The 12,442-nt window shown below is 62.3% G+C and carries 12 protein-coding genes; 3 read left to right on the top strand and 9 right to left on the bottom strand.

What is annotated here, in order from left to right:
• The first annotated feature begins 71 nt into the window (after positions 1–71).
• The 3 genes from AC1DXN_RS13900 (at position 72) to msrB (ending at position 2,339) form a co-directional block, all read left to right on the top strand.
• A complete protein-coding gene (locus AC1DXN_RS13900) occupies positions 72–518 on the top strand; it encodes an N-acetyltransferase family protein (RefSeq protein ID WP_477270614.1) in 447 nt (148 codons plus the stop codon).
• 8 nt (positions 519–526) lie between these two features.
• The gene (locus tag AC1DXN_RS13895) at positions 527–1,717 is read left to right on the top strand and encodes a vWA domain-containing protein (protein WP_477270612.1); all 1,191 of its coding nucleotides are present in this window, start codon (positions 527–529) and stop codon (positions 1,715–1,717) included.
• A gap of 217 nt (positions 1,718–1,934) precedes the next feature.
• Positions 1,935–2,339, top strand: coding sequence for a peptide-methionine (R)-S-oxide reductase MsrB (gene msrB, locus AC1DXN_RS13890; RefSeq protein ID WP_477270610.1), 405 nt, complete (start codon positions 1,935–1,937; stop codon positions 2,337–2,339).
• Positions 2,340–2,409: 70 nt separating this feature from the next.
• Here the strand turns inward: msrB and AC1DXN_RS13885 are convergent, their stop codons facing one another.
• The 9 genes from AC1DXN_RS13885 to livM all read right to left on the bottom strand — a co-directional run bounded on the left by AC1DXN_RS13885 (position 2,410) and on the right by livM (position 12,441).
• A complete protein-coding gene (locus AC1DXN_RS13885) occupies positions 2,410–2,718 on the bottom strand; it encodes a hypothetical protein (RefSeq protein WP_477270608.1) in 309 nt (102 codons plus the stop codon).
• Positions 2,715–3,161, bottom strand: a complete 447-nt coding sequence (locus AC1DXN_RS13880; protein WP_477270606.1) for a hypothetical protein — start codon at positions 3,159–3,161, stop codon at positions 2,715–2,717. Before AC1DXN_RS13880 ends, AC1DXN_RS13885 begins: the two co-directional genes overlap by 4 nt.
• Before the next feature lie 170 nt (positions 3,162–3,331).
• Positions 3,332–3,592, bottom strand: a complete 261-nt coding sequence (locus AC1DXN_RS13875) for a DUF2312 domain-containing protein (RefSeq protein WP_477246046.1) — start codon at positions 3,590–3,592, stop codon at positions 3,332–3,334.
• Between the two features lie 149 nt (positions 3,593–3,741).
• Entirely contained in the window at positions 3,742–7,200 is a 3,459-nt protein-coding gene (gene pyc / locus AC1DXN_RS13870) for a pyruvate carboxylase (RefSeq protein ID WP_477270604.1), read from the bottom strand.
• A gap of 290 nt (positions 7,201–7,490) precedes the next feature.
• On the bottom strand, positions 7,491–8,609 hold the full coding sequence (locus AC1DXN_RS13865) for a branched-chain amino acid ABC transporter substrate-binding protein (protein WP_477246042.1): 1,119 nt from the start codon (positions 8,607–8,609) through the stop codon (positions 7,491–7,493).
• A gap of 137 nt (positions 8,610–8,746) precedes the next feature.
• A complete protein-coding gene (locus AC1DXN_RS13860; RefSeq protein WP_477246041.1) occupies positions 8,747–9,094 on the bottom strand; it encodes a DUF6867 family protein in 348 nt (115 codons plus the stop codon).
• 112 nt (positions 9,095–9,206) lie between these two features.
• Complete coding sequence (locus AC1DXN_RS13855; protein ID WP_477246039.1) at positions 9,207–9,935, bottom strand: ABC transporter ATP-binding protein; 729 nt, start codon at positions 9,933–9,935, stop codon at positions 9,207–9,209.
• Positions 9,935–11,050: an ABC transporter ATP-binding protein gene (locus AC1DXN_RS13850; protein WP_477270602.1), complete on the bottom strand. Its 1,116-nt coding sequence runs from the start codon at positions 11,048–11,050 to the stop codon at positions 9,935–9,937. The genes AC1DXN_RS13855 and AC1DXN_RS13850 overlap by 1 nt, the downstream gene beginning before the upstream one ends.
• Positions 11,050–12,441, bottom strand: coding sequence for a high-affinity branched-chain amino acid ABC transporter permease LivM (gene livM, locus AC1DXN_RS13845; RefSeq protein ID WP_477246035.1), 1,392 nt, complete (start codon positions 12,439–12,441; stop codon positions 11,050–11,052). Before livM ends, AC1DXN_RS13850 begins: the two co-directional genes overlap by 1 nt.
• Between the last annotated feature and the right edge of the window lies 1 nt (position 12,442).

Raw genomic sequence — 12,442 nt, 5'->3', positions numbered from 1 at the left:
CCTGCTGTGGACGGTTGCGGGCAACCTGGCATCAAGGCAGCCTCGGGCATGAAGCTTCGGAGGAAAATGAAATGACCGAGATCACCGTCCGCCCACTGGCGCAGTTCGATCATGCCGACTGGCAGCGGCTGTGGACCGCCTACTTGACTTTCTACGAGACGGTGCTGCCGCAAGAGGTCTACGCCATCACCTGGAAGCGGCTGTTCACGGAAGGTGAGTTCGAGCCAAAGGGCTTCATCGCCACGCTCGACGGCAAGGCCGTGGGTCTCACCCACTATCTCTACCACCGCTCCGGCTGGTCCGAGAAAAACAACTGCTATCTGCAGGACCTGTTCGCCGACCCCGATGTGCGCGGCAAAGGCATCGGCGCCGCTCTCATCGAAGCGGTGAAGCAGGAAGCGGCCAAGATCGGCGTCAAGAACGTCTACTGGATGACCCACGAGACCAACACCACCGCGCGCAAGCTCTACGATCATGTCGCACGGCGGACCGGCTTTATCGAATATGATTTGATGTAGACAAGACCATGTTCATCCCCTTCTTCCTCGAACTGAAGGCCGCGCGGGTTCCCGTTTCGCTCCGGGAATATCTGTCGCTGCTGGAAGGGCTGGAAGCGGGACTGGTCGACTATGACGTCGAGGGTTTTTACTACCTGGCCCGCACTGCCCTGGTGAAGGACGAGCGCCATATCGACCGTTTCGACCAGGTCTTTGCGCATGTCTTCAAGGGCATTGAAGCGCTGGATGGGCCGGATGCGGTGGACGTCGCCAATATTCCCGAGGAATGGCTGCGCCGCCTTGCCGAAAAGCACCTGACCGACGAGGAGAAAAAACTGGTCGAGGCGCTGGGCGGTTTCGAAAAGCTGATGGAGATCTTGAAGCAGCGGCTCGAGGAACAAAAAGGCCGCCACCAGGGCGGCTCCAAATGGATCGGCACCGGCGGCACCTCGCCCTTCGGCGCCTATGGCTACAACCCCGAAGGGGTGCGCATCGGCCAGCATGAAAGCCGCAATCGCCGCGCGGTCAAGGTCTGGGACAAGCGCGAGTTCAAAAACTTCGACGATGCCGTCGAGCTCGGCACCCGCAACATCAAGATCGCGCTGAAGCGCTTACGCCGCTGGGTGCGCGAAGGCGCTGAGGAAGAATTCGACCTGCCCGGCACCATCCATGCCACCGCCGAGCATGGCTATCTCGACGTGCAGACGCGGCCCGAGCGGCGCAATGCGGTGAAGCTGTTGATGTTCTTCGATGTCGGCGGCTCGATGGACGATCACATCAAAACCGTCGAGGAATTGTTTTCGGCCGCCCGCGCCGAGTTCCGCCAGCTCGAATATTTTTACTTCCACAATTGCCTCTACGAGGGCGTGTGGAAGGACAATCGCCGCCGCCACGCGGAGACCATCCCCACCTTCGACCTGCTCCACAAATACGGCCCGGACTATAAGGTGATCGTCGTCGGCGATGCCTCGATGAGCCCCTATGAGATCGCGCATCCCGGCGGCTCAGTCGAGCACTGGAACCCGGAGGCCGGCGTGGTCTGGCTCGGCCGCCTGCTGCAGCACTGGCCAAACGCGGTATGGCTCAATCCGGAAAACCAGAAGAATTGGGGCTTTACCCATTCGATCGCGATGATCCGCGACATCTTCGGCGGCCGCATGTTTCCGCTGACGCTCGCCGGTCTGGAGGGCGCGACGAAGCAGCTTTCAAGGAAACATTGACTTGCGGCTGGGCGGCCAAGATTCAGGTCAGGCCGAGTCGAAAATGACGGCGTGCGAGAACCGGAGCGTACTTGCAGTACGTGAGCACCGGAAGCGCAGGTATCAGCCATTTGCAGGCCGGCCTCGCCTGAATCTGGGCAGACGCGTAACAAATGCCTATGTTGGTGCGAACATGAGGTTGCAATCAACAACGAGCCGGCAAGGCTGAGGAGATCAAATGGACACCCACACCTATCCCGTCACCCGCACCGACGCCGAATGGCGCGCCCGGCTGACGCCTGAGCAATATGCGGTGATGCGCGACCATGGCACCGAGCGGCCGGGAAGCTGCGCCCTGCTCTACGAAAAGCGCGCCGGCACCTTTTCCTGTGTCGGCTGCGACCAGCCCTTGTTCGAATCCAAGCTGAAGTTCGAGAGCGGCACCGGCTGGCCGAGCTTCAACGATCCGGTCCCGGGTTCGGTCGAGAACACCGTCGACCGCAGCTACGGCATGGTCCGCACCGAATGCCACTGCGCCCGCTGCGGCAGCCATCTCGGCCACGTCTTCGACGACGGCCCGCCGCCGACCGGCCTGCGCTATTGCATCAACGGCGTCGCGTTGAAATTCGAGCCGGCCGCGTAAGCCGAAGCTCTTTTATCGCCTAGCGAAGGGCGGCTCCGGCCGCCCTTTTTCGTTCAACGATTGCTTTGATTTAGACGACGGCCGTCAGGATCAGCCATAGCGCGGAACCGAGCATCATCGCCGAAGCCTTGGCGCCAGCGGCCTTCTCAGCGGTTCGCCAGACGGCAAGGGTCAGGAAGATGTTGTAGGGCACCGGCGAAAAATGCACCGCCAGAACCAGTGCCAGCGGCAGCCTCAGCCCGAGCAGGATGAGTGCCGCCACCGTCGAGGCGATGTTGATCGCGGTGCCGATAAAGGCCAGGTCGCGCCAGAACAGCCGGTCGAGCGGCACCAGGCCTTGCCAGCGCGAGCGGAAGAACGATCCGACGGCGGATATCATATCTTGCTCTGTCCCAGCACGTCGGTGACGACCCGCTCGATGCGTGAGCATTCCGTCACCAGCCAGTCGGCCATCGCCGGCCAATTGTCCTCGGCAAAGCAGTTGACCCGCCACATCGAATTGATGCCGAGGCCCTCGCAACTCTGTTCCGGCCTGAGCTTCAGCCTGTCTTCGATCGCCGCCTGGAACGGCTTCAGCCGCGACCAGGATTCTGTAGCGCCGAACTTCTCGTTGCGGCCGAAGAAGACGCCGACATGGTTCTGCGCCGGAGCGACATACATGGAAAGCACCAGGGCGAAATCGGGCAACCCGCGCTGCCAGAACCAGGGCCCGCGCCGCGCCATTAGAGGCCGTTCTTCCGGATGCCGTTCCGCGAACAGCGTCCAGAAGCTGCGTTGGCGAAATTCAGAGGCGCGGCGGGCGCCGAAGTCGAATTCGCTCATGGCCCGCTCCAGCATCATGCTCGGCCCGAGACTGTTTTCGAAATTCGCTCTGGCGAGTCATATGGCGGTGGTTTCGAGAACCGTAGCGCAGCGGACATTTGGTCCGTGAGCAACGGAAGCGCAGAAAACGCCGTCAGATGGCCGCCGGAGTAGAATTTCCAGACAGTCTCTTACACCATGCCGAGCGCGGCCTTGTAGAGATCGAGGATGGTTTCCTCTTCCTGCCGCTCGGCCTGGTCCTTCTTGCGCAGCCGGATAATCGACCGCATCGCCTTGGTGTCGAAGCCGGTGCCCTTGGCCTCGGCGAACACTTCCTTGATGTCATCGGAAATGGTCTTCTTCTCTTCCTCGAGCCGCTCGATGCGCTCGATGAAGGCGCGCAACTGGCCGGCGGCAACAGTCTGGCTGGTATCGGTGATGTCGTCGGCCATTTTTCTTCTCCGCTTCTTTTTAAGCGCCGCGATTCTGGCGCGGCGAAATGGAGCGGGTTCGATGCCCGAGCGGGCGCGGCGGGTCAAGACATTATCGGCGCTTCGTGAACGGCTGCTGCCAGCCGTCCCCAGAGCGATCGATCGGCGCGTCAATTGAACGCGATCAACAGATCCTTCGCATCGATCTGGTCGCCGGCCTTGACCAGCACCTCGGCGATCGTGCCGTCGCGCTCGGCATGCAGCGCCGTCTCCATTTTCATGGCTTCGATCGACAGCAGCACGTCGCCGGCCTTGACCGCCTGACCGGCGGCAACCGCAAGTGCGGAGACCACGCCCGGCATCGGCGCGCCGACATGCGCTTCATTGCCGGGCTCGGCCTTGCGCCGCGCCTTGGCGGCGGAAGCGCCATGCGCCCGGTCCGGCACCTTGATGCGGCGCGGCTGGCCGTTGAGCTCGAAGAACACGGTGACCATGCCCTTCTCGTCGACATCGCCGATGGCCAGGCAGCGCACCACCAGCGTCTTGCCCTTCTCGATGTCGACAAAGATCTCGTCTTCCGACTTCATGCCGTAAAAATAGGTCGGCGTCGGCAGCACGCTGACCGGCCCGTAGGTCTCCTGCGCGCCGGCGAAGTCGGCAAACACTTTTGGATACATCAGCCACGAGGCGAATTCGAATTCTGACAGCTTGCGCTCGAGCTTCTCCTCGATCTCCTTGCGGCTCGCCTTGAGATCGGCGGCTTTCAGCAGCGAGCCCGGCCTGACCGTGATCGGCTTGTCGCCCTTCAACACCTTCTTCTGCAGCGCCTCCGGCCAGCCGCCGGGCGACTGGCCGAGATCGCCGCGCAGCATCGACACAACCGAGTCCGGGAAGGCGATGTCCTTGCTGGGGTTCTCGACATCGGCGACGGTCAGGTCCTGGCTCACCATCATCAGCGCCATGTCGCCGACGACCTTGGACGACGGCGTCACCTTGACGATGTCGCCGAACATCAGGTTGACGTCGTGATAGGTCTGCGCCACCTCGTGCCAGCGCGTCTCCAGCCCGAGCGAGCGCGCCTGCTCCTTCAGATTGGTGAACTGCCCGCCCGGCATTTCGTGCAGATAGACTTCCGAGGCCGGACCCTTGAGGTCGCTTTCGAAGGCAGCGTACTGGTTGCGCACCGCCTCCCAGTAGAACGAGATTTTCCGGATCCATAGCGGATCGAGGCCGGGATCGCGCTCGGTGCCCTTCAGCGCCTCGACGATCGAGCCCAGGCATGGTTGCGAGGTGTTGCCCGACAGCGAATCCATCGCCGCGTCGATGGCGTCGACGCCGCTCTCCACCGCCGCCAGCACCGTCGCCGCCGACAGGCCCGACGTATCGTGGGTGTGGAAATGGATCGGCAGGTCGCTCGCCTCGCGCAGCGCCTTGAACAGCACGCGGGCCGCAGCCGGCTTCAATAGTCCGGCCATATCCTTGACGGCGATGATGTGAGCACCGGCCGCCTGCAATTCCCTGGCCAGCCCGACATAATATTTGAGATCGTATTTGGCCCGCGCCGGATCGAGGATGTCGCCGGTGTAGCAGATCGCCGCCTCACACAGCTTGCCCTCGGCGCCAACCGCATCCATGGCGACGCGCATGTTTTCGACCCAGTTCAGGCAGTCGAAGACGCGAAACAGGTCGATGCCGCCGGCAGCTGCCTGCTTGACGAAATGCTGCACGACATTGTCGGGATAGTTGGTGTAGCCGACGCCATTGGCGCCACGCAAAAGCATCTGCAGCAGCAGATTGGGTGCGGCTTCGCGCACCAGCGACAGCCGCTCCCATGGGTCTTCGGTGAGAAAGCGCATGGCGACGTCAAAGGTGGCGCCGCCCCAGCATTCCAGTGACAAAAGCTGCGGCAAGGCTCGCGCGTAGGTGCCGGCAATGCCGGCGATGTCATGCGTGCGCATGCGCGTTGCCAGCAGCGACTGATGCCCGTCGCGCATCGTCGTGTCGGTGACCAGCACCTCTTTTTGCGCGCGCATCCAGCCAGCGAATTTTTCCGGCCCGAGCGCGTCGAGCTTCTGCTTGCTGCCGCCTGGCACATTGCCGTTGAGATAGGGCACCACAGGTGCCGCCGCATCGGCCTTCGGCTTCGGCCGGCCGCGTGTCTCAGGATGGCCGTTGACCGAGACATCGGCCAGATAGTTGAGCAGCTTGGTGGCGCGGTCCTGCCGCTTGACCTGCTGGAACAGCTCCGGCGTCGTGTCGATGAACTTGGTGGTGTAGGAATTGTCGGCAAAACTCGGGTGATTGATGATCGCCTCGAGGAAGGTGAGATTGGTCGCGACGCCGCGGATGCGGAACTCGCGCAGCGCCCGGTTCATGCGGGCGATGGTCTCGGCCGGCGTCGGCGCCCATGCCGTCACCTTCTCCAGCAGCGGATCATAGAAGCGGGTGATGACCGCGCCCGAATAGGCGGTGCCGCCATCGAGGCGGATGCCGAAACCGGTGGCGCCGCGATAGGCGGTGATGCGGCCATAGTCGGGGATGAAATTGTGCTCGGGGTCTTCCGTGGTGATGCGGCACTGCAGGGCATGGCCGTTCAGCCTGATGTCCTTCTGCGCCGGCACCCCCGATTCCGGCGTGCCGATGGCAAAACCGTCGAGGATGTGGATCTGCGCCTTGACGATGTCGATGCCGGTCACCTGTTCGGTGACGGTGTGCTCGACCTGGATGCGCGGGTTCACCTCGATGAAGTAGAACTTGCCGGTGTCGGCATCCTGCAGGAACTCGACCGTGCCGGCGCCGATATAGGCCGTCTCGCGGGCGATCTTCAGCGCGTAGCCGCACAGCTCCTCGCGTTGCGACATTTCGAGATAGGGTGCCGGCGCCCGCTCGACCACCTTCTGGTTGCGGCGCTGGATCGAACAGTCGCGCTCGAACAGATGCACGGCGTTGCCTTGGCGGTCGCCCAGCACCTGCACCTCGACATGGCGGGCGCGCTCGATCAGCTTTTCGAGATAGACCTCGTCCTTGCCGAAGGCGGCTTTCGCCTCGCGCTTGCCTTCCGTGACCTCGCGGGCAAGGTCGGCTTCGGCGCGAATGGCGCGCATGCCGCGGCCGCCGCCACCCCACGATGCCTTCAGCATCACCGGGTAGCCGATCTCCTTGGCCAGTTTCTTGACCGCCTCCATGTCATCCGGCAACGGATCGGTGGCGGGGATCACCGGCACGCCGACCTCGATGGCGAGGTTGCGCGCCGCGACCTTGTTGCCAAGCCGGCGCATCGTGTCCGGCTTCGGCCCGATGAAGGTGATGCCGGCCTCGGCGCAGGCGTCGGCGAATTCGGGGCTTTCGGACAACAGGCCGTAGCCTGGATGGATCGCATCGGCGCCCGAAAGCCTGGCGACGCGGATCACTTCCTCGATCGACAGGTAGCTTTCGATCGGCCCCATGTCGCGGGTCAGATGCGGTCCGCGCCCGACCTGGTAGCTTTCGTCGGCCTTGAAGCGGTGCAGCGAATATTTGTCTTCCTCTGCCCAGATCGCCACGGTTTTGAGGCCGAGTTCGTTGGCCGCGCGAAAGACGCGGATGGCGATTTCGGACCGATTGGCGACAAGGATCTTCGTGATTGCCAAGGACTGGGCTCCAGACACGAGGGGATGGGGGCTAAAGGCAATGATTAACGCGAAAATGCTGCAGTGCAAACAAAATCAGGAGGCGATTAAACCGATTTAAATCGATTCTTCGCGTGAAAGCGGCATGCATTTGCCTGGACGCGTCGGCAGCCTCCGATTTGCGATCCGGGCGGATGCCCTTCGCCCGCCGCATCGAGGCTCGATTTCGGGTTTTGCAAGGGGTCGTACCAGACATGAAAAATGCCCGGCGCAGCGCGCCGGGCATTTTCCGATTTCAGACGTTTGTCGGCTTATTGCTCGAAGTAGGTGTACTTGCCGTCGTCACCCTTCTTCCAGTTATAGATAACGTAGTCGGGGCGGGTGATGTCGCCCTTGGCGTCATAGCCGATGTCGCCGATAGCGGTCTTCCAGGGGCCACTCGCCTTGATCTCTGCGGCAACCTTCTGCGCGTCGTCCGACGAGCCGACCTTGGCGGCGGCGGCGGCGACGATCTGCAGGGCGGCGTAGGAGTAAAGCGTGTAGGCCTCAGGCTCGAAACCGGCGGCGCGGAACTTCTCGACGAGTTCCTTAGCGTTCGGGTTCTTGCGCGGATCGGGAGCGAACGTCATCAGCGTGCCATCGACGGCGTCGCCGGCGATCGAAGCCAGTTCGTTCGACACGATGCCGTCGCCCGACATGAACTGGACCTTGAGGCCCTGGTCAGCCGCCTGGCGCTCGATAAGGCCGAACTCGGTATGCAGGCCGCCGTAGTAGACGACGTTGACACCGGCGTCCTTCATCTTGGCGATGAGGGCCGAGAAGTCCTTGTCGCCGACATTGATGCCTTCATACAAGACTTCGGTCAGGCCGTTGCCATTGAGCGCCTTCTTGGTTTCGTCGGCGAGGCCCTGGCCATAAGGCGTCTTGTCATGGATGACCGCGATCTTGCCATCCTTGAAGTGCGCGGCGAGATAGTCGCCGGCAACCTTGCCCTGCTGATCGTCGCGTCCGCAGGTGCGGAACGTGTTCCACAGGCCGCGCTCGGTCAGCTGCGGGTTGGTCGCCGAAGGCGTGATGACGAGAATGCCGTTCTCGGCATAGACTTCCGATGCCGGGATGGTGACGCCCGAGTTGAAGTGGCCGACAACATATTTGACGCCGTCAGCGACGAACTTGTTGGCAACCGAGATGCCCTGCTTCGGATCCGACACGTCGTCGCCGACTTCGAGCTTGACCTGCTGGCCGTTGATGCCACCGGCCGCGTTGATGTCGGCGGCCGCCTGCTCGGCGCCCTTCTGCAACTGGGCACCGAACGCTGCGTTCGGGCCGGTGATCGGACCGGCGACGCCGATCAGGATGTCAGCCCACGCGTTACCGCTGAACGCGACAAGCGCGGTCAGGGCGACGGCGGACAAAAGTGACTTTTTCATATAACGCTCCCATTTACCGAGTGGGCGTGGATGATGCTTTCATGCGATGCCCACTCTTGCTCGCAGAAAGTTTACTTTGCCGATTTTCAGGCACTTGTCACGCCGATTCATCCCCGGAACGGCGTTAATGATGAACGTCAGCCCTTCGGTTTCCAGCTCAAAAGCGACGCTCGTTCGTAGAGCCAATTATACTGCGTCACCATCTGGTTGGTGCGCGTGTATTGATAGCCGATGAAGCCCAATATCAGCAGCACGATGGTGTCGACGATGTAGTAATGCAGCGAAAACATCGTGCCGCCGAACAGCGCGTGATGGATGAACCTGATGCCGATGCCGAGGCCGAGCATGTAGGCGAACAGCTGGATGAAGCTGCGCCATGTTTGGGCACTGGCCTTGCCGGTCATCCATGCCGCCCAGCCGCCGAGCAGGCAGGTGACGAAGAAGAACTGCCAGATCGAGGGTTCCTCGTAGAGAATGCCCTGCATGATGATGACTCCCTAGCATGGTCCCGAAAAGTTGCAGACTTTTCGGACAAATATCATGCGACAAACAAACAACTTGGAGCGGAATACCGGATGCACGCATTCCGCTCCAAACTCAGTGGTGGCCGCCTTCGAGATAGGCGGCGCGCACTTCCGGATTGGCGAGCAGTTCCTTGCCGGTGCCGCTCATCGTCACGTTGCCGTTGACCATGACATAGCCGCGGGTGGCGAGCTTCAGCGCGCCAAAGGCGTTCTGCTCGACCAGGAACACGGTCAACCCTTGCGTGCGGTTCAGTTCGCGGATGGCGTCGAATATCTGTTTGACGATCAGCGGCGCCAGGCCCAGCGACGGTTCGTCGAGCAAAAGCAGCTTCGGCCGCGCCATGAGCGCGCGCCCGATCGACAGCATCTGCTGCTCGCCGCCCGACAGCGTGCCGCCGCGCTGGGCGATGCGCTCCTTGAGGCGCGGGAACAGCGTGAACACCTTCTCGACGTCCTCGTCATAATGCTTGAGGTTGTCGAGGCTGGCGCCCATCTGCAGGTTTTCCATCACCGTCATGCGCGGGAAGATGCGGCGTCCCTCCGGCGACTGCGCGATGCGCATGCGCGCAATCTCGTGGGTCGGCATCTGGGTGATGTCGGTGCCGGCGAAGGTGATGGTGCCGGCGCGGGCGCGAGGCGCGCCAAAGATGGTCATCATCAGCGTCGACTTGCCGGCGCCGTTGGCGCCGATCAGCGCGACGATCTCACCCTCGTTGACGGCGACATCGACGCCGTTCAGCGCCCGGATATTGCCGTAAAAGGTCTGGACGCCCTTGATATCGAGCAGCGTATTGGCGGCCATTATTTGCGTCCTCCGCGCGGCTTGGTTGTCGAGGACTTCCCGGTCGGCTTGGCCGTGGCTCGCTCGGACGACTTTCTTGGCAAGTTGGCCTTTGCATCGACCTGCTCTGCCTTGGAGGCGCCTTTCGACACGGTGACGCGTTCGCCCTCACTGTGGCCGATCGTGTCGGTCACCGGGCCGGCCATCATCGACGACGACATGTCGGACCCGTGCGCCTTGTCGGGACCGGTGTCCAACTGCTCGATGACGGCTTCGTCACCGACCTCGGTCAGCACCGTCTCGACCTCTTCGTCATCGACACCGAGATAGGCGGCGATGACGCGCGGATCGGTCCGCACCGATTGCGGACTGCCGTCGGAGATCTTGCGTCCGTATTCCAGCACCACGACATGGTCGGAAATCTGCATGACCACCGACATGTCGTGTTCGATCAAGAGGATCGAGGTGCTGTTCCTGATGTCCATCAACAGATCGTTGAGTGCCGCCGATTCCTTCGGATTGAGGCCCGCGGCCGGTTCGTCGAGGCACAAAAGCTCGGGACCGGTGCACATGGCGCGTGCGATCTCCAGGCGCCGCTGCGCACCATAGGGCAGGTCACCGGCCGGATCGTCGGCACGGTCGACGAGATTGGCCTTCTCCAGCCAATGCTTGGCGAGGTCGATCGATTCGGCCGACGCCTTGCGGTAGCTCGGGAAGCCGAACAGGCCCAGCATCGTATAACCCGACGCCTTCATCAGCTTGTTGTGCTGGGCGACGAGAAGATTTTCCAGCAGCGTCATGCCCGAGAACAGGCGGATGTTCTGGAAGGTGCGCGCCACCTTGGCGCGCGCCGGGATCTCATGGTTCGGCAGCCGTTCAAGCAGGAAACTCGAGCCGCCGCTGAGGTTGAGCGTGATCATGCCTTCCGACGGCTTGTAGAAACCGGTGATGCAGTTGAACACGGTGGTCTTGCCGGCGCCGTTCGGTCCGATCAGTGCGGTGATCTCGCCGCGCCTGGCCTGGAAAGACAGATCGCCGATGGCGACCAGACCACCGAATTTCATCGACAGATGGTCGACCTGGAGGATGGCGTCTTTCATGGACGGATCGGTCTTCTGAATCGAGTTCATGCTCATCAGCCGTGTCCCTCTTTGGTGAAGGACCCCGAGACCGCTCTTCTCTCCTTGAGGAAGGCTGTCGGCTCACGGCTGCCGACGAAACCGCGCGGCTTCCACAACATGACGATGACCATGGCCATGCCGAACAAAAGCATGCGGTAGAGCTCCGGTGTGAAGTCAGGACCGAATATGGCCTTGAGGAAGTCCAGCTCGCGCAGGATTTCCGTGCCGCCGATCATCACCAGCGCCGCCACCGCGATGCCTCCGAGCGAGCCCATGCCACCGAGCACGACGATGGCCAGGATGATCGCCGATTCCAGGAACACGAAGGATTCCGGGCTGACGAAGCCTTGCCGTGCGGCGAAGAACGAGCCGGCAAAGCCGCCGAACATGGCGCCGGTGGCGAAAGCGGTGAGCTTGGTGGTGGTGGTGTTGATGCCGAGCGAACGGCAGGCGATCTCGTCCTCGCGCAGCGCTTCCCAGGCGCGGCCGACCGGCAGGCGGCGCAGCCTGATGGTGACGAACGCGGTGAGCAGACAGAGCAGCAGGATGAGATAATAGAGGAAGATCTTGTAATAGGCGCCCGACTGGGCAATGCCCAGCACTTTGGCGATGTAGTTCGGGTCCGAGACGTTGAACGACATCAGGCCGAAGAACGAGACCTTCGGAATGCCGGAAATGCCGGCGGAGCCGTTGGTCACCTCGCGCCAGTTGATGATCACCAGCCGGATGATCTCGCCGAAGGCCAGCGTCACGATCGCCAGATAGTCCCCTCGCAGGCGCAGCACCGGAAAACCGAGCATCACGCCCCAGAACGCTGCCATCAGGCCTGCGGCCGGCAGCAGGATCCAGAACGACAGGCCGAAATGCGTGCCGAGCAGCGCATAGGCATAGGCGCCGACGGCATAGAAGGCGACGTAGCCGAGGTCGAGCAGGCCGGCCAGACCGATGACGATGTTCAGCCCCCAGGCCAGCATCACATAGATCAGAATCTGGATGCCGAAATTGTCGACCCACTTCAGCGAGCCCTGGAAGCCGACCAGCAGAACGATCACGATCGGATACAGGAACAGTACGGTTATGCCGATCTTGTTGAAGTTGCGGCGCACGAAGCCGGGTTGCGCCGCGACTGCTGGAGCTTGGGCCTTTTGCGCCTTGGCGCGCTCAAGGGCGGGTTGTGCGAACCCGACATAGAGGAAACGTCCAGCGGCGGTGAGGAGCACCACTATGGCCAGCAGACCCCAGCGCTGCACCAGGATCAGCTCGTTGGAGATATTCTGGTCGGTCTTCAGGCCGATGAACAACACGAACAGGCCAAGCGCGATGGCGCCGGCATAAAGCGCCTCGCGAAAGGCGCGCTGGACGGGGCTGGCGACGACGTCGCTTTCCGGAGAAACGGTAACCGCCATG

The sequence above is a fragment of the Mesorhizobium sp. P2_H9 genome (assembly GCF_056403215.1).
The sequence above is the reverse complement of the archived record's forward strand: the minus strand, read 5'-3'. Positions and strand labels throughout refer to the sequence as shown.

What these genes read in the sequence shown, in the direction of transcription:
- AC1DXN_RS13895 (WP_477270612.1), top strand. Translation starts at nt 527, where the DNA reads ATGTTCATCCCCTTCTTCCTCGAACTGAAGGCCGCGCGGGTTCCCGTT.
- msrB (WP_477270610.1), top strand. Translation starts at nt 1,935, where the DNA reads ATGGACACCCACACCTATCCCGTCACCCGCACCGACGCCGAATGGCGC.
- AC1DXN_RS13850 (WP_477270602.1), bottom strand. Translation starts at nt 11,050, where the DNA reads ATGAGCATGAACTCGATTCAGAAGACCGATCCGTCCATGAAAGACGCC.
- AC1DXN_RS13900 (WP_477270614.1), top strand. Translation starts at nt 72, where the DNA reads ATGACCGAGATCACCGTCCGCCCACTGGCGCAGTTCGATCATGCCGAC.
- AC1DXN_RS13875 (WP_477246046.1), bottom strand. Translation starts at nt 3,592, where the DNA reads ATGGCCGACGACATCACCGATACCAGCCAGACTGTTGCCGCCGGCCAG.
- livM (WP_477246035.1), bottom strand. Translation starts at nt 12,441, where the DNA reads ATGGCGGTTACCGTTTCTCCGGAAAGCGACGTCGTCGCCAGCCCCGTC.
- AC1DXN_RS13860 (WP_477246041.1), bottom strand. Translation starts at nt 9,094, where the DNA reads ATGCAGGGCATTCTCTACGAGGAACCCTCGATCTGGCAGTTCTTCTTC.
- AC1DXN_RS13885 (WP_477270608.1), bottom strand. Translation starts at nt 2,718, where the DNA reads ATGATATCCGCCGTCGGATCGTTCTTCCGCTCGCGCTGGCAAGGCCTG.
- AC1DXN_RS13855 (WP_477246039.1), bottom strand. Translation starts at nt 9,935, where the DNA reads ATGGCCGCCAATACGCTGCTCGATATCAAGGGCGTCCAGACCTTTTAC.
- AC1DXN_RS13880 (WP_477270606.1), bottom strand. Translation starts at nt 3,161, where the DNA reads ATGAGCGAATTCGACTTCGGCGCCCGCCGCGCCTCTGAATTTCGCCAA.
- AC1DXN_RS13865 (WP_477246042.1), bottom strand. Translation starts at nt 8,609, where the DNA reads ATGAAAAAGTCACTTTTGTCCGCCGTCGCCCTGACCGCGCTTGTCGCG.